20 protein-coding genes are annotated in these 18,557 nt (G+C 69.5%); 7 read left to right on the forward strand and 13 right to left on the reverse strand.

The window, feature by feature from the left end; genetic code table 11:
* Positions 1-31: 31 nt before the first annotated feature.
* The 5 genes from AB0D12_RS09225 to AB0D12_RS09245 all read right to left on the reverse strand — a co-directional run bounded on the left by AB0D12_RS09225 (position 32) and on the right by AB0D12_RS09245 (position 5,618).
* Positions 32-763: a TetR family transcriptional regulator gene (locus tag AB0D12_RS09225; protein WP_362678603.1), complete on the reverse strand. Its 732-nt coding sequence runs from the start codon at positions 761-763 to the stop codon at positions 32-34.
* Positions 745-1,188: a DCC1-like thiol-disulfide oxidoreductase family protein gene (locus AB0D12_RS09230; RefSeq protein ID WP_362678821.1), complete on the reverse strand. Its 444-nt coding sequence runs from the start codon at positions 1,186-1,188 to the stop codon at positions 745-747. Before AB0D12_RS09230 ends, AB0D12_RS09225 begins: the two co-directional genes overlap by 19 nt.
* Before the next feature lie 5 nt (positions 1,189-1,193).
* Positions 1,194-1,637: a hypothetical protein gene (locus AB0D12_RS09235; RefSeq protein ID WP_362678606.1), complete on the reverse strand. Its 444-nt coding sequence runs from the start codon at positions 1,635-1,637 to the stop codon at positions 1,194-1,196.
* A gap of 239 nt (positions 1,638-1,876) precedes the next feature.
* A complete protein-coding gene (locus AB0D12_RS09240) occupies positions 1,877-3,958 on the reverse strand; it encodes a DUF4132 domain-containing protein (protein WP_362678609.1) in 2,082 nt (693 codons plus the stop codon).
* Positions 3,959-4,358: 400 nt separating this feature from the next.
* Entirely contained in the window at positions 4,359-5,618 is a 1,260-nt protein-coding gene (locus AB0D12_RS09245; RefSeq protein ID WP_362678612.1) for an MFS transporter, read from the reverse strand.
* 80 nt (positions 5,619-5,698) lie between these two features.
* Between AB0D12_RS09245 and AB0D12_RS09250 the strand changes: the two genes are divergently transcribed.
* Positions 5,699-6,229 carry a MarR family transcriptional regulator gene (locus AB0D12_RS09250; RefSeq protein WP_362678615.1) on the forward strand — a complete coding sequence of 177 codons (531 nt, stop codon included), beginning with the start codon at positions 5,699-5,701 and terminating at the stop codon, positions 6,227-6,229.
* Here the strand turns inward: AB0D12_RS09250 and AB0D12_RS09255 are convergent.
* On the reverse strand, positions 6,165-7,088 hold the full coding sequence (locus tag AB0D12_RS09255) for an SMP-30/gluconolactonase/LRE family protein (RefSeq protein WP_362678617.1): 924 nt from the start codon (positions 7,086-7,088) through the stop codon (positions 6,165-6,167). The genes AB0D12_RS09250 and AB0D12_RS09255 overlap by 65 nt on opposite strands.
* 77 nt (positions 7,089-7,165) lie before the next feature.
* On the opposite strand from AB0D12_RS09255, the gene AB0D12_RS09260 reads away from it, so the two are divergent.
* Together AB0D12_RS09260 and AB0D12_RS09265 are read left to right on the forward strand one after the other, a co-directional pair.
* On the forward strand, positions 7,166-7,609 hold the full coding sequence (locus AB0D12_RS09260) for an Lrp/AsnC family transcriptional regulator (RefSeq protein ID WP_362678620.1): 444 nt from the start codon (positions 7,166-7,168) through the stop codon (positions 7,607-7,609).
* 140 nt (positions 7,610-7,749) lie between these two features.
* Positions 7,750-8,550: a hypothetical protein gene (locus AB0D12_RS09265; protein ID WP_362678623.1), complete on the forward strand. Its 801-nt coding sequence runs from the start codon at positions 7,750-7,752 to the stop codon at positions 8,548-8,550.
* A 97-nt stretch (positions 8,551-8,647) separates the two neighbouring features.
* Here the strand turns inward: AB0D12_RS09265 and AB0D12_RS09270 are convergent, their stop codons facing one another.
* The 6 genes from AB0D12_RS09270 to AB0D12_RS09295 form a co-directional block, all read right to left on the reverse strand.
* Positions 8,648-9,190 (reverse strand): hypothetical protein, encoded by a 543-nt coding sequence (locus AB0D12_RS09270; protein ID WP_362678626.1) that lies wholly within the window; start codon positions 9,188-9,190, stop codon positions 8,648-8,650.
* A 193-nt stretch (positions 9,191-9,383) separates the two neighbouring features.
* A complete protein-coding gene (locus AB0D12_RS09275; RefSeq protein WP_362678629.1) occupies positions 9,384-10,142 on the reverse strand; it encodes a succinate dehydrogenase iron-sulfur subunit in 759 nt (252 codons plus the stop codon).
* A complete protein-coding gene (gene sdhA / locus AB0D12_RS09280) occupies positions 10,142-11,896 on the reverse strand; it encodes a succinate dehydrogenase flavoprotein subunit (protein ID WP_362678631.1) in 1,755 nt (584 codons plus the stop codon). Before sdhA ends, AB0D12_RS09275 begins: the two co-directional genes overlap by 1 nt.
* A 20-nt stretch (positions 11,897-11,916) precedes the next feature.
* The gene (locus AB0D12_RS09285; protein WP_327325632.1) at positions 11,917-12,393 is read right to left on the reverse strand and encodes a succinate dehydrogenase hydrophobic membrane anchor subunit; all 477 of its coding nucleotides are present in this window, start codon (positions 12,391-12,393) and stop codon (positions 11,917-11,919) included.
* Between the two features lie 8 nt (positions 12,394-12,401).
* Positions 12,402-12,782, reverse strand: coding sequence for a succinate dehydrogenase, cytochrome b556 subunit (sdhC, locus tag AB0D12_RS09290; protein WP_327325633.1), 381 nt, complete (start codon positions 12,780-12,782; stop codon positions 12,402-12,404).
* 167 nt (positions 12,783-12,949) lie between these two features.
* Complete coding sequence (locus AB0D12_RS09295; protein ID WP_362678824.1) at positions 12,950-13,594, reverse strand: 2-oxo-4-hydroxy-4-carboxy-5-ureidoimidazoline decarboxylase; 645 nt, start codon at positions 13,592-13,594, stop codon at positions 12,950-12,952.
* 207 nt (positions 13,595-13,801) lie between these two features.
* Between AB0D12_RS09295 and AB0D12_RS09300 the strand changes: the two genes are divergently transcribed.
* The 4 genes from AB0D12_RS09300 to AB0D12_RS09315 all read left to right on the forward strand — a co-directional run bounded on the left by AB0D12_RS09300 (position 13,802) and on the right by AB0D12_RS09315 (position 17,605).
* On the forward strand, positions 13,802-15,343 hold the full coding sequence (locus AB0D12_RS09300; RefSeq protein ID WP_362678827.1) for a glycoside hydrolase family 20 protein: 1,542 nt from the start codon (positions 13,802-13,804) through the stop codon (positions 15,341-15,343).
* Between the two features lie 239 nt (positions 15,344-15,582).
* Positions 15,583-16,269 (forward strand): DUF4328 domain-containing protein, encoded by a 687-nt coding sequence (locus AB0D12_RS09305; RefSeq protein ID WP_362678639.1) that lies wholly within the window; start codon positions 15,583-15,585, stop codon positions 16,267-16,269.
* Between the two features lie 185 nt (positions 16,270-16,454).
* On the forward strand, positions 16,455-16,961 hold the full coding sequence (locus tag AB0D12_RS09310) for a hypothetical protein (protein WP_362678642.1): 507 nt from the start codon (positions 16,455-16,457) through the stop codon (positions 16,959-16,961).
* 59 nt (positions 16,962-17,020) lie between these two features.
* Complete coding sequence (locus AB0D12_RS09315) at positions 17,021-17,605, forward strand: hypothetical protein (protein ID WP_362678645.1); 585 nt, start codon at positions 17,021-17,023, stop codon at positions 17,603-17,605.
* Between the two features lie 364 nt (positions 17,606-17,969).
* On the opposite strand, the gene AB0D12_RS09320 is transcribed toward AB0D12_RS09315, so the two are convergent.
* Positions 17,970-18,509, reverse strand: a complete 540-nt coding sequence (locus tag AB0D12_RS09320; protein ID WP_362678648.1) for a hypothetical protein — start codon at positions 18,507-18,509, stop codon at positions 17,970-17,972.
* Positions 18,510-18,557: the final 48 nt, after the last annotated feature.

The raw sequence follows: 18,557 nt of genomic DNA on the forward strand, positions 1-18,557 counted from the left end.
GGGCCGCGGCCGGGGCGTTCGTCGTTCCGCGCTACTTCTTGCGGGCGGCGACGGTCTCCGCCATCCCGGGAAGGAAGTCCGTGAACAGCTCGTGCACCTCGCGTACGAGCGGCCGCAGTACCCGGAACCGGGAGAGCGCGACACCGCGCGTGGTGAGCCTGGCGCCGCGTTCGGCGAGGCGCCGGCTGCGCTCGCGGCCCTCAGAGCGGTCGAAGACCCAGTACAGGACGAGTCCCATCTGGGAGAGCCACATCAACTCGGGGAGGACGTCGGCGAGTTCTTCCGCCACCTTGGCCTTCGATCCGGCCAGCACCTCGCGGTGGACGGCGATGGCCGCCTCGCGCGCGTGTTCCGACTCGGGGGAGAAGGGGCTGAGCGGGCTCTCCGGGTCGGCCGCGTTCTTGAAGAACTGGGCCGCGAACTCGTGGTACGGCGCGGCGATGTCCAGCCACGCCTGCAGCACCCCGGCGAGCCGGGTCTCCAGATCCGTCTCCCGGTCCAGCACGGGCCGGACCGCCGCCTGGTGCTCGGCGGCGATCCGGTCGTAGAAGCCCTGGACGAGGTGTTCCTTGGAGGAGAAGTAGTAGTACGCGTTCCCTACGGAGACCCCGGCCTCCTTGGCGATGGCCCGCATCGTCGTCTTGTCGTAACCGCGCTCCTGGAAGAGCCGGAGCGCGGTCTCGAGAATGAGCGTGCGGGTCTGCTCGCTCTTGGGGGCCTTTACTTCTGTCACGGTGTCCGAGCCTAACCGGGGACGGAGCATCGGTCGTCGCAGGGCGTACCGATGGCCCCTCCTGCCGCGGTCGCCTCGCGGTACTTGGCCGCCGCGAGCATCGTGACGCGTACGAAGGGCTCGCCCGCCGGGGTGGCGAGCCAGTGGGCCTTCGGCCGGTGTTCGGCCAGTGCCCAGAGGCAGACGATCCAGGCGGCGGGCCCGGTGTAGATCTGGCCCCTGTCCCCGATGACGGTGATCTCTTTGAGAGTCCGGGCGTGGTCGAGGCGCGGGTATCTGCGCCGCGCCTCGTCCGACCCGGCGGGCACCAGGTCCAGCGGTACGAGTGTGCGCTGCCGCAGGAGCCAGCTCCGCAGGTGCACGCAGAGCGAGCACTGGGCGTCGTACAGGACGGTCAGTCTGCGGACCGGGGTGCGGACCGAGGGGCCGGTCGGGGTGCGGGCCGGGGTGCCCATCGCGCTCACGCCCCGGCGGGACCGGCGGCGGGTGCGGCCCACGGGCCCTGGCCTGCCTGGCCCGTCCAGCCCTGCGGCGGCACCGGCGGTATCTGCTCGCGCTCCATCATTCCGCGCCGGCGGATCTTGTTGAGTACGTAGACATTGCCGAGGTGCATCACACCGAGGACGAGGAGCACGACGCCGATCTTCACCGACAGCGCCTCGAAGAGTCCGCGGGCGTCGGCGACAGCGTCGGCGGCCTTGAGGTAGAGGGCGACGAAGCCCAGATTCACCAGGTAGAAGCCGACCACCAGAAGGTGGTTCACGGCATCGGCGAGCTTCTCGTTCCCCTGGAGTACGTCGGCGAGGAAAACCCGGCCGTTCTTGCTGAGCGTGCGGGCCACCCAGATGGTGAGGGCGACGCTGATCAGCAGATAGATGACGTACGCGATAACAGTGAGGTCCATGCCCCACCCTCCCTTGAACGCGTTCAAAAGCTGGTGTCATGGACTGTAGACCTCCTTTTGAACATGTTCAAGCCAGCTGGGAACCAGAGGAGGCGTGGACGTCGGGGCTCCAACCCCGGCCGGGTGACGCACTCTTGCGAGAGCGCAGGTCAGCGCCCGGCGGCGGCGGTGCTGCTGCTGCTCTTGGCCGGTCGACTCCCCCGGCTGGAGTGGCCGCTCCTGGCCGGCGGTCAGGCCGCCTACCTGTCGCGCCTCAGCTGAGCCGTGATCGTGCGGTCGGTGATCCTCTCGTCGTCGGCAAGCAGGAACGCCTTCGACATGATCACCGACAGCAGTCCGCCGTCCTCCTCGAAGGGCAGGAAGAGTCCCTCCCCGCTCCCGCCGACCGCCGAACGGTCCACCACGATGCAGAGACAGGCGTCGTTGGGCTCCATCAGGATGTTGCCCGAGCCGAGATGGATCTTGTACGTGCGGAGCTCACCGCGCACCCGCAGGAATCGGTCCGTGAGCTCCACACGGTCCGCGATCCGGGTCCGCGGCAGCAGGCGGGCCAGCGACTCCCGCCGTATCCGCGCCGATTCGGTGAGCTCGCCGAACGCCCAGCCCGCCCAGTACCCGGCGTACCCGCGCTCCTCACCGCGGTCCCGCCACTGCGGGTCCGCCCCGATCGACGCGACCCCCACGAACAGGTCAGCGTCCCGCATCGCCTCCGTCAGCACCAGCGGCGGTACGTCGACGAGGTCGGCCCGCTCCCACGGTCCGCGCGCCCCGTGCCGCCGCTCGAAGCGCAGCTGGTCCGTGGAGCACAGGGACGCCATGTCGCCGCCCGACCGCTGCTCGACCAGCTCGACATGGAACCGGGCCCGCCAGAACTCGCCGTCGGAAGTGGTCAGTTCACCGGCACGCGGCAGCTCCCGCACCATCTCTGCCGCGTATCCCTCGCCGTACCCCAGGTGGTTGCCCAGCCAGCCGCGCTCCACCATCAGCGCCTTCGCCCGGTTGTAGCGCAGGATGTGTCCGGCGAAGCGGTTGGAGTAGCCGCGGGTCTCCTCCTCGGCCGGGGTGAGCGGATAGACCTCCCGGAAGGCCTGCTTGAACGGCTGACGCAGCTCGCGTTCGGCGAGCTCCTCGCGCCAGATCCGTATCTCGTCGGCGTCGGCGCGCACCGGATGCCAGAGCCGCAACACGGAGCCGTCCGTCACCGGGGCCGCCGTGCCGTCCGCCCCGGCCAGCGCCCAGCCGCCCGCCGTACGCTCCGGCAGTCCGGCAACCCACTGCTCGCCGCCGTCCGTGCTCGCCTCCCAGAGCAGGCTGCGGGACAGCGTGCCGGTCACCGGATGGTCGATGTAGTACCGCTCCCAGTCGGCGGACGGCCACTGGGTGCCGGCCATCAGATGCTCCTCGAGCCGTACCCGTTCGACCGGCAGCAGGGTCCGCAGCTGCTTCAACGCGGCCCGGATGCCCGTCAGTCGGTCACCGAACTCCTCCCGGACCGCCTTCGGCGCGGACTTCAGCACCCGGCCCTGCGGCCCCCGGAAGGAGAGCGTGGCCGCCGCGGAAGCGGTGATCGACAGCACCGCGGTGTAGTCGCCGAGCGGATCCTCGCGGATGCCGCGCGCGTCGAGGCCCACGGACGGCACGGCCCGTTCCCTGAGCATCGACGGAGTGATCCCGCTGCGCTCGGCGACAGCCTGCAGGGAGGCGCTGATGCCCTTGACCACCGTGCGGTTGCGGATCTCGCGCCGGAGCCGGCCGAGCCAGTCGGCGGCCTGCTCGCCCTGCGTACCGCCGAAGTCGCCGAAGTCGCCGAGGACGGCGACCGCGGTCGTGGCCATCCTGCCGTTGCGGCAGTCACCGCCGGAACCGCGCGTCCCCGTGCCGGCGTTGAGCGCGACCGCGCCGACGGCCGGCACCACCCAGTCCGCTTCGACATCTGCGGCGGCCCACAACAGCCCGCGCAGCAGCCGGGTGCTGCCCTCCGCCGCGATCCCCGGCAGGGTGTGCCCGCCGACCCAGGCGGGCGCCGCCACCGGATGCTCCCGCTGCCCCGCCATCCCCTCCAGCAGCGCCCGCACCACCTCGGGACCGCCTTCCGCCTGGTCCAGCAGCGCCGCCGCCCCCTTGCGCCACCGCTTGGTGGCCCGCAACTTGTCCTGGCCCATGCAGTGCCACAGGAGGTCGTTGACGCCAGGAGCCCAGAGCAGCGTGCTGTGGGCGGCCCGCATCGCAGGTCCGTAATCGTCGAACCCGTCGAGCAGTTCGTCCGCAAGACCGGTGGCGGCTGGCTCCGTCCCCGCCAGCTCGTCGAGCTGCTCCCGCATCCTCTCGGACCCGCGCGCCGCGAAGGGCAGCCATCGGCGCAGCGACCGCACCAGCTCCCGGTCGTGCGGGCCGCCGCCAGTGCGGGCCTCACCAGCGGCTCGAACTCCCGCAGCAGGGTGAGCAGATCGACCTGCGCACGCTTGCCCGCCAGTCGCCCGAGCAGTTCGTCGGCCTGCTGCGCAGTCCAGTCGAGCTGCCGCGACGTCACCCAGCCGAGCGCCCCCAGGCTGACATCGTCCGCGCCGCCGTCGATGACGTTCTGGTGGAACCAGAGCGCGGCCTGCCGCTGCTCAGGCTCGTCCAGCGACTCCAGCAGTTCTTGCACCGGCGGCCCCTCGCCCGTGCGCTCCTGCCACCCCGCCTCGTACAGCCTGGTCTCCAGGCCGTCCGCCATCGCCGTCATCGTGCCGGTCCCCTCCCCGAGCTCAACTCCTTCCGACGGTACGGCGCACCACTGACAACGGCCCCGGCGGCCCCGAACCGGCGCACTCCCGGAACCGCCGCCGTGCCCAGGCAGGCGGCGCCCACGACGACCGCCGCGACCGCGAGCGGCACCGAAGGGCCCCATGCCGAGGCGGCCAGCGGTGCCAGCGCGTACCCGAGCGGCATCGCGCCGAGTGAGAGCAGCCAGTCGTACGAGGTGACCCGGGCCAGCGCATGCGCCGGGATCGCCTGCTGGACCGAGGTCTCCCAGACCGGTGAGAGGAAGCCGAGCCCGGCCTGGGCGACGCCGTACGCCGCGATGGTCAGCGGAGCGGGCGCGGAAAGGGCCAGCAGCCCGAGCGGCAGCGCGTAGGCCGCAAGACCCAGATTGGCCACCAGGACCGGCCGCTCGGGCCGGGCCCGCGCGGCGATCAGCGAGCCCAGCAGCAGTCCGACCGCGCCGGTCTGGAGCAGCGCCAGCCAGGTGCCCTGCCCGCCCAACTCGCTTACGGCGATGGCGGGGCCGAGCGTCATCAGCACGGCGGCCGCGCCGTTCCACGCGGCGTGCGCGAGGAGGCTGGTCCAGTACCAGTCGCGGGCGAGGACCTCGGTCCAGCCCTCCTTGAGGTCGGCGAGCAGCGACCGCCGCGGAATGGGCACGTGCCGTACGCGGACAGCCGCGAGCAGCACGGCGCTCACCGCGAAGCTCGCCGCGTCGAGTACGAAGGCCAAGCCGGGCCCGACGGTGTAGATCAGCAGTCCGGCGAGTGCGGGTCCGCCGAGCCGGGTGGCGCTCTGCGCGACGCCCATCACCGCGTTGGCCTTTCGCAGCCCGTCCTCCTCGACCGTCCCGGTGATCAGCGGTGAGACGGTCGGCATCGCGAACGCGCCTGCCGCCCCACCGACCGCCTCCGCCACGGCGATATGCCACAACCGGGGCTCGCCGCCGAGGAGTTCCACTCCCACGAGGAGCTGGGTGAGGCACCGTACGGCGTCGGTGACGAGCGCGACCGTACGGGCGTTGAACCGGTCCCCGACGACGCCGCCGAGCGGCAGCAGCAGGAGCTTCGGGACCATCGCACAGCCCAGCACGAGCGCGAGCGCGCCGGTCGATCCGGTGGCTTCGTACACGGCGAGGGCCAGCGCGGCGGGAATCGCGGCGTCGCCGAGCAAGGACAGTGTGCGGCCGAGGAACAGCAGCCGGAAGGCGCGCGTGCGCAGAGGATGCGGTGGCATGAAGGCCAATCTATTTCGGTATCTAATTATTCGTCAACGAAATATCTCCTCCCGAAGTACACCCCAGTACCATCGCGGCCATGGAGCACCGCGACTGGACCGACGGACATGTGGAGCGATGGAAGCCCGTGCTGCCCGACCTCGACCCCGACATCGAGGGGGCGGTCACGCGGATGAAGAAACTCTCCGTGCATCTGCGTCGGGTCCGGGAACAGTCCCTGCTCGACTTCGATCTGGAACGCCATGAGTTCGACACCCTGCACAAGCTCGCGGGCCGCGGCGGCAAGGCGGCCCCCTCCGAACTCGCCGCGGACCTCGACCTGGCCCCGGCCTCGGTCACCGGCCGCCTGGACGCGCTCGAGAAACGCGGGTTCATCCGCCGTACGCCCTCCACAACCGACCGCCGCCGGGTCGATGTGGAACTGACGAAGTCGGGCCGGGCGACCTGGCTGGGCGCGATGGACGTCCTCGGCGACGAGGAGTACCGGCTGCTCGGAGTCCTCTCCAAGGATGAACGGAAGCAGCTCAACGACATGCTGCGACGCGTCATGCTGGCCGCCGAGCACCCGTCACCGACATCACCAGGGAGTACAGACTCGTCGTCGCCGTGATGAACAGCCGGTTGTTCTTCGGGCCGCCGAAGGCGATGTTGGAGACCGCCTCGGGGACGACGATCCGGCCGATCAGGGTCCCGTCCGGGTCGTAGCAGTGCACTCCGCCGTGCATGGCCGCCGCCCACAGCCGGCCTTCGTCGTCGAAGCGGATGTTGTCGAAACGGCTGATGCCGTCCGCCGCCTCGGCGAAGACCTTGCCGTCCGAGAGGGTGCCGTTCTCGCGTACGTCGAAGACGCGGATCTGGCCGGCGCGTGTGTCGGAGACGTACAACTGCCGCTCGTCGAGCGAGAAGACCAGGCCGTTGGGGCCGCCGAAGCCGTCGGCGACCAGGCGGACCTCGCCCGTAGCCGGGTCCACGCGATAGACGTTGCAGGCGCCGATCTCGCTCTCGGCGCGGAAGCCCTCGTAGTCGCTGGTGATGCCGAAGTCGGGGTCGGAGAACCAGACCGAGCCGTCGGACCGTACGGCCGCGTCGTTCGGGCTGTTGAGGCGCTTGCCCTCGAAGCGGTCGGCGAGGACGGTGAGCGTGCCGTCCGGTTCGGTGCGGGTCACGCGTCGGTTGCCCTGCTCGCAGCTGATCAACCGGCCCTCGCGGTCGAGCGTGTTGCCGTTGCTGTGGCCGGCCGGAGAGCGGAAGAGGCTGATCGCGCCGGTCGCCTCGTCCCAGCGCAGCATGCGGTCGTTGGGGATGTCGCTCCAGATCAGCTGCCGCCAGGCCGGCAGATAGAGCGGACCCTCGGCCCAGCGGCAGTCGTCGTGGAGCGTCTCCAGCCGCTCGTCGCCGTTGGCACAGCGTCCGGTGCGGAAGCGATCGTCCAGGATCTCGTATATCGACGGGCGGGTAGTGCTGGACATGGTTGAGTCCCCCAGTTCTGCGACTGAATGGCATTCCGTGGAGTATCCGTATCGCAGTATGAGGTATGGTCGCAAGCGTGGATGACATCGATCGTGAGCTTGTGGCCCTGCTCCAGCAGGACGCCACCCAGGCCTACGCGGCGCTGGGCAAGGCCGTCGGCCTCTCGGCCGGCGCCGCGCACGAGCGGGTAAGGAAACTGCGCGAGCGCGGTGTCATCCGCCGCACGACGGTGGAGGTGGACCCGGCGGCGCTGGGGCGGGGTGTGCTCGCCTTCGTCATGGTCGAATCGTCCGTCTGGATGGGGGAGTCGGGCGCCGCGTTCGCCGCGATCTCCGAGATCCAGGAAGCGCACATCATCGCGGGCAGCGCGTCCGTGCTGGTGAAGGTGCGCACCGCCACCACCGAGCAGCTCCAGGACGTGCTGCGGCGGTTGTACGCCATCGAGGGCGTCAGCGGCACGCAGGCCACCGTCTCGCTGGAGACCTTCTTCGAGCGGCCGGTCTCCCCCCGTCAGGACTGATTGTCAGTGGTGGCTTCTACTGTTCTCGGCATGGGAATGGTGACCTTCGTCGACGAGGCGACATCGGGGGAACGTCGCGACGCTCTGGACTGGAGGTCGCGGAAGAACGCCTCGCGCTGCGTGAGTTGATCCGGCGCAGGGTGCTTGAGGAGGTCGTGCACGGCCAGGACGCCAGGGGCGCGTACGAGCGCGCCATCGAGGCGTTCGGGCGCAACGGCTTCCTGGTGCTGGTCGGGGACCGGCAGATCGAGAAGCTGGACCAGCAGCTCGAACTCGGCAGCGCCACGGAGGTCATCAGCGTAAACGACTCGTACCCGCCCGCGGTAAGGGAGTTGCCGCAGTGGGGGCTGCGCGCCGAGTACTGGATCGAGGGCGTCGGCGGCAGGGAGGACGACGACCTCACCGACTCCGGCGCGTACACCCGCGTCGTCACCGATCAGGTCCGCTTCTATCCGATCGACGCCCCCGGCAACCGGGCGCACGCGGGCGGCGGCGCCTACCGCCAGGGCAGCAGATGGCAGGACGGGACATCCGTCGACCTGCTGCCGCTCACCGGCATACCCGAGCTCGTGCTCTCCGAAGTCCTGCGCGACGTCGACCTGTTCGTGGGCGTGGCCTCCGTCGGCAACGACCCCACCTGGCAGGACGGCGGACCCGGCGGCCGCTTCCGGGAGTACTGGACCTCGTACGGCTTCGGCGAGCTGTCCCAAACGGCCGCGACCCGCCGCGAGTTGCTCACCCGGCTCGTCCCGCGGCTTGCGATCGCCGACCGTTGCACCGTCGGCGGCCGCTTCCTGCCGGGTCCGCGGCGATCGGAACACGTACCGGATCCATCTCGGCTCGGGCAACATCCTGGTCGATCCGCACGAGCGCTATCTGTGCATCGTCCCGTTCGCGGGCAGCGGCGCGGTGAACGCCGGATACCTGCCCTTCGAGGGTGACCGGATGCTCGCCGTGATCCTCAGCAAGGCGATGATGCTCGCCAAGGACACGGAGATCACCGACGTCACGATCACCAGCCAGCTCTAGGGGGTGTCGTCACATACTGCTCAGCGAGCGCGCGTAGTTGATCTGGCCCATCACCATTTGGAAGCTCTCGGGACCCCGGGCCGGGATCATCGTCGAGTGGTGCCGGCCGCCGCTCGTCACCGTGACCTGGATGAAGCCCGTGGTCGTCTTCTCCTTCATCAACAGGAAGAGCAGACCCAGCAGACAGAAGAGGAAGAACACGACAGCCAGCACGATGGCGTGCGTCGGCATCTTCTCCTCGGTGCGCGACATGTCCGTCGCGTTCCAGACCGCGCCCCTCAGCGGGAGGGTGCCGGCGGGCGTCACGATCGAGTCGCCCATGACGGTGATGTCACCGATCGACACCAGCGGCGCGCCACCCATCGGAGCGGGCGGACCGCCCGCAGGGATGGGCAGAGCAGGCTGCGTCTGGCTGTAGTCGGGGGTGCCCTGGCCGGGATATCCGTACCCCGGCGCCGGATTCGGGTAGCCGTACGCCGGCGTCCCCGGCGGCTGCGTCGGCCCCCACTTGTACTCGGGCTCTCCGTCCGCGTACGGATTGGGCTCGCTCATACTCTCGTCCCCGCTTTCCTGCTGCGCATGTCAGACAGAACCGATCCTGCCAGGTATAGCCCCCGTCGGTGAAGTGAAGCCGTACGGCGAAGGGTCCCGCCTCCCAGGACCGGGAGGCGGGACCCTTCGTACCGCATCGGCAACTACCGTTGCCCGGAAGTCCAGATGCTCACAAGCACAGAGGCGCAGAGGCTCAGAAGCGACGCGTGATCAGTGCCCGCTTCACTTCCTGGATCGCCTTGGTGACCTCGATACCGCGCGGGCAGGCGTCCGTGCAGTTGAACGTCGTGCGGCAACGCCACACACCGTCCTTGTCGTTGAGGATCTCCAGCCGCTGCTCGCCGGCCTCGTCGCGCGAGTCGAAGATGAAGCGGTGCGCGTTCACGATCGCCGCCGGGCCGAAGTACTGGCCGTCGTTCCAGAACACCGGGCACGAGGAGGTGCACGCGGCGCACAGGATGCACTTGGTGGTGTCGTCGAAGCGCTCGCGGTCCTCGGCGGTCTGCAGACGCTCACGCGTCGGCTCGTTGCCCTTGGTGATGAGGAAGGGCATCACATCGCGGTACGCCTGGAAGAACGGCTCCATGTCCACGACCAGGTCCTTGAGGACCGTGAGGCCCTTTATGGCCTCGACCGTGATCGGCTTCTCCGGGTTGATGTCCTTGATCAGCGTCTTGCAGGCGAGCCTGTTCTTGCCGTTGATCCGCATCGCGTCGGAGCCGCAGATGCCGTGCGCGCAGGAGCGCCGGAAGGTGAGCGAACCGTCGACGTCCCACTTGATCTTGTGGAGGGCGTCGAGCACACGCTCCTTGGGGTCGATCTCGATCGGGAAGTCCTGCCACTGGGCCTCGTCGGAGACCTCGGGGTTGAAGCGGCGGATCCGGAAGGTGACCGTGATGTAGGGCGAGGCGGCGCTCTCCGCCTCCACCTTGTCCAGTACGGGAGTAGCCATCAGTACTTACGCTCCATCGGCTGGTAGCGGGTCTGGACGACCGGCTTGTAGTCGAGCCGGATCGACTCGATGCCGTCGTCGCCCACCTCGCGGTACGCCATGGTGTGGCGCATGAAGTTGACGTCGTCGCGGTTGGGGTAGTCCTCGCGGTAGTGACCGCCGCGGGACTCCTTGCGGGCGAGTGCGGAGACGGCCATGACCTCGGCCAGGTCGAGCAGGTTCCCCAGCTCGATGGCCTCCAGCAGGTCGGTGTTGAACCGCTTGCCCTTGTCCTGGACCGAGACGTTCAGGTAGCGCTCGCGCAGCTCGCCGATCTTCTCGACAGCGGTCTTGATCGTCTGCTCGGTACGGAACACCATCACATTGGCGTCCATGCACTCCTGGAGCTCGCGGCGGATGTCCGCGACCCGCTCGTTGCCCGTGGCGCTGCGCAGCCGCTCGACCTGCTCCTGGACGAACGCCGCCGGGTCCTCGGGAAGCTCGACATAGTCGTTCTTCGCGGAGTACTCGGCCGCGGCGATGCCGGCCCGCTTGCCGAAGACGTTGATGTCCAGCAGCGAGTTGGTGCCCAGGCGGTTGGCGCCGTGCACCGAGACGCAGGCGACCTCACCGGCGGCGTACAGACCGGGAACGACGGTGGTGTTGTCCCGCAGGACCTCACCCTGGACATTGGTCGGGATGCCGCCCATGGCGTAGTGCGCGGTCGGCTGGATCGGGATCGGGTCCGTGTAGGGCTCGATGCCGAGGTACGTACGCGCGAACTCGGTGATGTCCGGGAGCTTGGCGTCCAGCTGCTCCGGCGGCAGGTGGGTCAGGTCCAGGTAGACGTGGTCGCCCTCGGGACCGCAGCCGCGGCCCTCGCGGATCTCCGTGTAGATGGAGCGCGAGACGACGTCACGCGAGGCGAGGTCCTTCATGACGGGCGCGTACTTCTCCATGAAGCGCTCGCCGTCCTTGTTGCGGAGGATGCCGCCCTCACCACGGGCGCCCTCCGTCAGCAGGATGCCCATGCGCCAGATGCCCGTCGGGTGGAACTGGAAGAACTCCATGTCCTCCAGCGGCAGTCCGCGCCGGTAGCAGGCGGCCTGCCCGTCACCGGTCAGGGTGTGCGCGTTGGAGGTCACCTTGAAGAACTTGCCGGTGCCGCCCGAGGCGTAGATGACGGCCTTCGCCTGGAAGATGTGGATCTCGCCGGTGGCCAGCTCGTACGCGACCACACCCGCCGACTTCTTGACGCCGTCGACCTCGATGATCAGCTGGTCCAGGACGTAGAACTCGTTGAAGAACTCCACGCCCTCCTTGACGCAGTTCTGGTACAGCGTCTGGAGGATCATGTGACCGGTGCGGTCCGCGGCGTAGCAGGACCGGCGGACCGGCGCCTCGCCGTGGTTGCGCGAGTGCCCGCCGAAGCGGCGCTGGTCGATGGTGCCGTTCGGCGTCCGGTTGAACGGCAGGCCCATCTTCTCCAGGTCGAGGACGGCGTCGATGGCCTCCTTCGCCAGGATCTCGGCGGCGTCCTGGTCGACCAGGTAGTCACCGCCCTTGACCGTGTCGAAGGTGTGCCACTCCCAGTTGTCCTCCTCCACGTTGGCGAGCGCGGCGGCCATGCCACCCTGCGCGGCGCCCGTGTGGGAGCGGGTCGGGTACAGCTTCGTCAGTACGGCGGTACGGCTGCGCTTGGTCGACTCGATGGCCGCGCGCATGCCGGCGCCGCCCGCGCCGACGATGACGGTGTCGTACTTATGGATCTTCATTGGTCTCGTCAGCCCCGGCTTTAGCGGATGTTCGGGTCGAAGGTGAAGATCACCAGCGTGCCCAGAAGGATGGTGAACACCGTGGCGGTGTACAGCAGGCCCTTGAGCCACAGGCGCGTGTTGGCGCGCTCCGCGTAGTCGTTGATGACGGTACGGAGGCCATTGGCGCCGTGCAGCATGGCGAGCCACAGCATCAGCAGGTCCCAGGTCTGCCAGAACGGGGACGCCCAACGGCCGGCCACGAAGGCGAAGCCGATCTTGGAGACGCCGCCGTCGAGCACCAGCTGGATCAGCAGGTGGCCGATGACCAGGACGACCAGGACGACACCGGACAGGCGCATGAAGAGCCATGCGGCCATCTCGAAGTTGCCGCGGGTCGACTTCGGGGTCTTCTTGGTGCGCCGGCGAGGCGCCTCGATGTACGGGGCCGGATTGTCCACGTCGTACAGGCTCTCGCCCTCGACGGGACCGATCACGGAAGAGGTGTCAGCAGACATGTCTGGCATCAGCTCCCGAGCAGTTCACGTACGGCGTGGCCGAGCACCGGGTACAGGGCGCCCACCATCAGTACGAACCAGATGGCCATGACGGTCCAGAACATCTGCTTCTGGTAGCGCGGGCCCTTGGACCAGAAGTCCACAGCGATGACACGCAGGCCGTTGAGCGCATGGAAGAGAATGGCGGCCACCAGGCCGTATTCGAGCAGCGCGACGATCGGCGTCTTGTACGTGGCCACGACACTGTCATACGCCTCGGGAGAGACGCGGACGAGAGCGGTGTCCAGCACGTGTACGAACAGGAAGAAGAAGATGAGGACGCCGGTGACTCGATGAGCCACCCAGGACCACATTCCTTCCCGGCCGCGGTACAGCGTTCCAGCCGGCACGGCAGAACCCTCCGGGAGCGGGGATTGGGGCCTGCCGGCTTGGGGGGTCGGTCTGGCCCGGCCGGGTACGGTCCACCGGCCCTGGCCATCGTAGCGACGAGTTGTCGGTTCGTTTGCCCGGGGTCCGCAGGTGTGATCAAACAGGCAATCAAACAGCCTCGGACGGGCTATCGGGAAGCCCCCGCGACGTCTGATTCCGGATGGTTGGCCACTACATGTGCCAGTCGGGAGCGGGCGAGGCCGCGCAGCTCCTCGGCGGAGACGGCCCGCTCCTCGTCCGGCTCGTGCGCGAGGCGGGTGCGGATTCCGGCCAGTACCTGGTCGAGGTATTCGTCGGGGTGGTAGCCGTGCAGGCTGATCACGAAGGCGTGGCCGAAGCGGCTCTCGTACGCGGCGTGGGCGGCGGAGAGCGCGGTCTGCGCGGCCTGCGGCGCGCCGGGGTGCAGACCGGCGGAGGACTCTCCGGAGAGGGCCTCGGAGACGTCGGCGGGGGAGAGATCGTAACCGGCCTCGTCGGAGGCGGCGAGCAGCGCGTCGAGGTCGGGATAGGGGCGGTGAGCGACCACGCGCTGGGCCCAGCGGCGGCTGCCGCAGCAGGCGAGCAGCACGGCTTCGGCCAGGTCGGCGGGGGCGGCGTTGAAATGCGCGAGGCCCGGCGCGCCGTGACGCGGGGAGGGTATGGCGGAAGGATCGAGGGCTCGGTGACTGTGGTGGAGTGGCGGCGGTCGCTTCGGGAGGCCGGCGTGGGATTCGCTGGACAGCGTGGGCTCCTCGAACGGGACAGCGGGACGGCTGGGAGACAAGTGATGGATGGTTCATAACGCTATCCAGGCCGGGCAGGAGCTGTCCGACGGATGCGCGATATTCACCCGGACGAGAGAGTTCCGCATTGCGTGATAGACCTTGATGGGGGGTGCTTCGCCATAGTTACGCCACATATGGGAGGAATCCGAGTGAGACGGCACTCTGGGCGCGCAGGGGTCACCGGCGCGATCGTTGCCGCAGCCGCGGCCTTCTCGATGACGCTGACCGGCTGCTCGAGCGGTGTACCCGGCGGGACGGGCAGCGATGTGCGCGGCGCCGGGAAGACACCCGTGGCCGCGGCGCCCACGCCGTCGCCCTCCAGGACGTACCCCCTCTCGAAGGCGCCCGACACCATCCCGTCCGTACGCACCTTTGAGCCGGGCCGCGGTCCTGGCTGGCGGCCCCAGGCCGGCGGCGGGGTCGTCATCGCCAAGGGCAGCGGGGCACTCGCCGACGAGGGTCAGCTGATCGCGAAGGAGCTGAAGCTCGGCTACCGGGGCGCGGTTCCCGCCCGCGCCGGCGACGTCGAGCTGGCGCTCGCGACCCCACCGAAGGGCAAGCCCGAGTCGTACACCGTCCTCACCCGTGGCGGGCGGGTCACCATCTCCGGCCCTGACCAGGCCGGGGTCTTCTACGGGACGCGGACGCTGAAGCAGGCGGTGCGGTCCGGGGGCGCGATGCCGGAAGGTGTCGTACGGGATCAACCGGACCGGCCGCAGCGCGGGCTGATGGTCGACATCGCGCGCAAGCACTACACGGCGGGCTGGATCGAGGACCGGCTGCCCGAGATGGCCGACCTCAAGCTCAACCAGCTGGGCCTGCACTTCTCCGACGACCAGGGCTTCCGTATCGCGTCGGACTCGCATCCCGAGATCGTCTCGCGCGAGCATCTGACCAAGGCCGAGGTGCGGCGGATCGTTGAGCTGGCCGCCCGGCTGCACATCACGGTCATCCCGGAGATCGACTCCCCCGGCCACCTCGGCGCGGTGCTGGACGCGCATCCGCAGCTCCAGCTGCGGGACGCGGCGGGCAGGTCCGTGCCCGGGGCGATCGACATCGGACAGCCCGCGTCGGCGAAGATCGTGGACGAGCTGCTGAAGGAGTACGCGGAGCTGTTCCCCGGGGCGTACTGGCATCTCGGCGGGGACGAGTACCAGGCGCTGACCAGGAAGAACCCGGAGGTGTCCTTCCCGCAGCTCGCGGCCGTCGCCCGCCGGAAATACGGGCCGAACGCGCGGGTCCAGGACCTGGCGACCGCGTGGGTGAACGACCGTGCGGCGGTGCTGCGCCCGCTGGGCCGCAAGCTCAAGGCCTGGAACGACGGCTTCTTCCGGGGTGGTGTGGTCACCGCGGACAAGGATCTCGAGGTCGAGTACTGGACGGGCAAGGAGATCGGGGCGCGGCCGCCGGAGGAGTATCTGCGCGAGGGCCGACGGGTGGTCAATGTCAATGACGAGTACATGTACTACGTGCTCGGCCAGCCGCAGACCTTCCGCTATCCGACGGGCCGCCGGATCTATGAGCAGTGGACGCCCTTCGTGATCCGCGGTACCCAGCCGGTGCCCCGGACGTACTCGGACCAGATCCTGGGCGGCCGCTTCGCTGTCTGGTCCGACCTCTCCCAGGCGCAGACCCAGGACCAGGTCGCACGCGGCATCGCCATGCCGTTGCGGGCGACGGCCCAGAAGCTGTGGGACCCACGTCCCCCGGTGCGCAGTTGGCAAGCCTTCGACCAATTGGCCCGGAAGCTGGGCTGAGCCGCGGGTTCACGCTGGACGGTGGCCGCCGGGGAGACATATCTTCTGCCGGCGGCCGCACATTGTGCGGCCGCCATTCTGTGACGCCTCTGGGGAGGGGTGTCGTCTCACCCGTGGGGGGTCCGCTCAGCCATGCTCTGCTCGAACTGCCAAACGAATACGGCCACGACCGGGGGGGCCTCTGCGATGGCTGCTCGGTAGCCGCGGCCAACAGCACTCCGCCGCCTGCGCGCCCCTCGATGGGCTACTCCAGGCCCACATCCGCACTGCGCTCGCCGGTCGGACTCTCGTACGCCGTCGTGGCGCTGCTCTCGTTCGTCATCGTGGCCGACCTCTTCTCCGTCCTCGCCTCGGTCAATCTCCGCGGAGTGGTGGGTCCGCTGCCGGGAGACAGGTTCGAGGTCTTCGCGGACGAGGACCTGGAGCGGGCGGACTTGCTGATCGCCATGGCGGGCGGGCTTCAGTCCCTCGGGCTCTTGGCCGCGGCCGTGCTCTTCATCATCTGGTTCCACCGGGTACGGATCAACGCCGGCGTGTTCGCGCCGGATCTGCAGAGCCGTGGCCCCGGCTGGGCGATCGGCGGCTGGTTCATCCCGATCGGCAATCTGTGGATCCCGCGCGGGGTCGCCGGTGACATCTGGGTGGCGAGCCGCCAGGACCCGTACGGAAGGTCGAAGGGGGAGTCGCAGGCCGTCCTCAACGCCTGGTGGACGGCGTGGATCATCTCGCTGCTGATCGACCGTGTCGCGGGCAGGCAGTACGACAATGCCAAGACGGCGGAGGCGCTCAGGACGGCCGCGAACGCGTTCATCGTCACCGACCTCGTCGACATCGCGGCCGCGCTGCTGGCGATCCTCGTCGTCCGCAGGCTGACGCGCATGCAGAGCGTCAAGGCCGTGCGGGGCCCTCAGGAGGTCGCGGTGTGAGGCCGCCCGGGGGCGCGCGGGCTCACACCGCGGGATTTCACGGCCGCGGCGGTCCCAACTGGGCGCTGCGCAGGCCGAGTTCCAAGTGGGCAGAATGTAACAGAGTTGTGGCGCATGTGTGTGCGAGTGACGTATGACGGTTCCTCCGGGTCAGGCTGGTGCCTCCGGCATGGGGGGAGCGGGGTATGGGGTTCTCGGGCTACTACGTCGTGGGCAGGAGCGGGCAGCCGCTCACGGAGCAGGGTGCGCTCGCCGGCGTACGGGGAAATCTGACGCTGTACCAGCAGCGAGCGGACGGCTGGCAGATCTGGCAGCACCCGAGCGAGCCCGATATCGGCGATATGGGCGCGCTCGCCCGGTCGATGGGCTCGCCGGTGCTCTTCGGCTTCGTCATGGACAGTGACTGCGTGGTCGTGGAGGCGGCGGCGCCGGAAAGCGGATCCTGGTACGCGTGCCTGGCCAGGGAGGCGATGGCCGGGTATCTGGGCGCGAGCGGCATGGTGCTCGACGACCTCTTCCTGACCGCCGAGGACGCGGTGCGGAGGGCGGCCGAGTGGGCCGAGGAAGCCGGCACGACCATGGCGGCGGAGGCCCTGAAGGGGGTACTTTGCGCCAAGCGGCCCGAGCCTTTCGCCGAGGAACTCTTCTTCCGATTCCTCGATGGACTGGGAATTCCCGGTCTGTCGGAGTGACGCATTTGAGCCACGGGGCGCAGTAAGAGGAAGTACTGCGTCCGCGACGGGAGGCGTCCATGGCGTCGAAGAGCCTGAGGGAACTGATGGCACAGGCGGATGAGCGAGGCCTGGCCGCGAGCGGGCTCGCCTGCCTGGACCGCTGTCTGCCGCTGCTTGCGTCCGAGGCCGATGCGCTGCGTCCGCTCTGGGCCGGGCTGGTGGAAGGCGAGGAGGACTGGTCCCTACGCCTCGCGGAGGCCAGGGAGACCATGGAGAGCGCGGCCGTCGACGACGAAGCCGCCGTTCTCGTACGGCAGATGCTCGGCGCCGCGCCCTCCGAGTGGGAGGTGGATCCGCTGCGGGAGTGGGCGGACGACTGCTCCGTCGCTGCCCTCGAACTCCACCACCGCTTCGATGCGGGTCCCGGTACCGAGGTACCGGCGGCGGCCGAGGTGGTCGACGTGCTGAAGCGTTGCCGTGAGGGCGAGCCGGACCGCGCGGGTCCGCTGGTCGCCGGTGAACTGCGCCGTCAGGTCCAGATCCTGGAGATCCTGGCGGACGCGGAGGGGGGCGTCGGGCTGCGCCAGGCGCTGGATGTGTCGACCGAGGGCCAGCGGGTGCTGCGCGCGGTCGTCTCGCGCCGTGCGCGCGTCAGGCGCTGACGCCCGCGGCTCGAGGCCGCCGAGGACGGCTGGGGCCCCGGGGGCTGACCCGGGCCCGGCGCTTGCCGAGGTCCGGTGGGCGGGCGGTGTCTGCCCGCCCGGAACGCCCCGCAGCCGGTGAGCGGCCGCCGGAGTGATCGTGTTCCGCCGGGGCTGCGAGTCCGGGGCGTCCGGCTCGGGGTGCGAGCGTGCTCGGCGGGGTCGGTGCGCGGCGCGTGACGAGACGCGTGAACGGGCCGACGGGGTCGGTGCGTGCGGGCCCCACCGGCTGTGCGGACTACGTGCACTGTTTCGGGTGCGACCAGGCTGAGCGGGTTCACCCTCGGCGGCGGGCGGGGCGCCGCCTGGATGAGACGAGCGGGCATCACTTCTTCCCGCGCCCGTCGGCCGGCAGTTCGCCGGTGCAGGTTGCTCGTCCGAAGTTGCCGGATGCGGTGGCACGTTGCACGTGTTTGCCGCGGATGGCGAGGGTGCAACTGGCCTGGCCGCCCTTCCCGTCGAGGGCGAGGGCGATGGTCGGCGCCTTGCCGAGCGGTACCTGGACCGTCTTCTTCCAGGGCAGCGTGACGCCCTTCTCCACGGTTGCCTCGCCGGACTCGCTGCGTGCGAGGTAGGAGAGCTCGGCCGTGCCGCTTCCGGTCACCTCATAGGTCACCTCGGCGGTCGGGACAGCGCGGGCCTTCGGCTTCTCGGGGGTGTTGAGGAAGCCGTAGCCGACAAGTCCGCCGCAGGCGAGCAGCACGACTGCCGCGATGACCAGACCACGCCGGTCCGGGCGCGCCTTGTCGGCGGTCTCCGGCTCCGCGACGTCGATCAGGTCCGAGGCTTCGGTGGATTCAGTGGATTCAGTGGATTTCGCGGATTCAACGGACTCAACGGACTCGGCGGATTCCGTGGATGGCATAAGGGACCGGCTTTCGGAGAATTGACTCTGTGCGGAACCGGGCGTTTA

Source organism: Streptomyces sp. NPDC048479, from assembly GCF_040651435.1.
Taxonomy (GTDB): domain Bacteria; phylum Actinomycetota; class Actinomycetes; order Streptomycetales; family Streptomycetaceae; genus Streptomyces.

What these genes read in the sequence shown, in the direction of transcription:
- AB0D12_RS09225 (WP_362678603.1), bottom strand. Translation starts at nt 763, where the DNA reads ATGCTCCGTCCCCGGTTAGGCTCGGACACCGTGACAGAAGTAAAGGCC.
- AB0D12_RS09230 (WP_362678821.1), bottom strand. Translation starts at nt 1,188, where the DNA reads ATGGGCACCCCGGCCCGCACCCCGACCGGCCCCTCGGTCCGCACCCCG.
- AB0D12_RS09235 (WP_362678606.1), bottom strand. Translation starts at nt 1,637, where the DNA reads ATGGACCTCACTGTTATCGCGTACGTCATCTATCTGCTGATCAGCGTC.
- AB0D12_RS09240 (WP_362678609.1), bottom strand. Translation starts at nt 3,958, where the DNA reads ATGCGGGAGCAGCTCGACGAGCTGGCGGGGACGGAGCCAGCCGCCACC.
- AB0D12_RS09245 (WP_362678612.1), bottom strand. Translation starts at nt 5,618, where the DNA reads ATGCCACCGCATCCTCTGCGCACGCGCGCCTTCCGGCTGCTGTTCCTC.
- AB0D12_RS09250 (WP_362678615.1), top strand. Translation starts at nt 5,699, where the DNA reads ATGGAGCACCGCGACTGGACCGACGGACATGTGGAGCGATGGAAGCCC.
- AB0D12_RS09255 (WP_362678617.1), bottom strand. Translation starts at nt 7,088, where the DNA reads ATGTCCAGCACTACCCGCCCGTCGATATACGAGATCCTGGACGATCGC.
- AB0D12_RS09270 (WP_362678626.1), bottom strand. Translation starts at nt 9,190, where the DNA reads ATGAGCGAGCCCAATCCGTACGCGGACGGAGAGCCCGAGTACAAGTGG.
- AB0D12_RS09275 (WP_362678629.1), bottom strand. Translation starts at nt 10,142, where the DNA reads ATGGCTACTCCCGTACTGGACAAGGTGGAGGCGGAGAGCGCCGCCTCG.
- sdhA (WP_362678631.1), bottom strand. Translation starts at nt 11,896, where the DNA reads ATGAAGATCCATAAGTACGACACCGTCATCGTCGGCGCGGGCGGCGCC.
- AB0D12_RS09285 (WP_327325632.1), bottom strand. Translation starts at nt 12,393, where the DNA reads ATGTCTGCTGACACCTCTTCCGTGATCGGTCCCGTCGAGGGCGAGAGC.
- AB0D12_RS09300 (WP_362678827.1), top strand. Translation starts at nt 13,802, where the DNA reads ATGACGCTGACCGGCTGCTCGAGCGGTGTACCCGGCGGGACGGGCAGC.
- AB0D12_RS09305 (WP_362678639.1), top strand. Translation starts at nt 15,583, where the DNA reads ATGGGCTACTCCAGGCCCACATCCGCACTGCGCTCGCCGGTCGGACTC.
- AB0D12_RS09310 (WP_362678642.1), top strand. Translation starts at nt 16,455, where the DNA reads ATGGGGTTCTCGGGCTACTACGTCGTGGGCAGGAGCGGGCAGCCGCTC.
- AB0D12_RS09315 (WP_362678645.1), top strand. Translation starts at nt 17,021, where the DNA reads ATGGCGTCGAAGAGCCTGAGGGAACTGATGGCACAGGCGGATGAGCGA.
- AB0D12_RS09320 (WP_362678648.1), bottom strand. Translation starts at nt 18,509, where the DNA reads ATGCCATCCACGGAATCCGCCGAGTCCGTTGAGTCCGTTGAATCCGCG.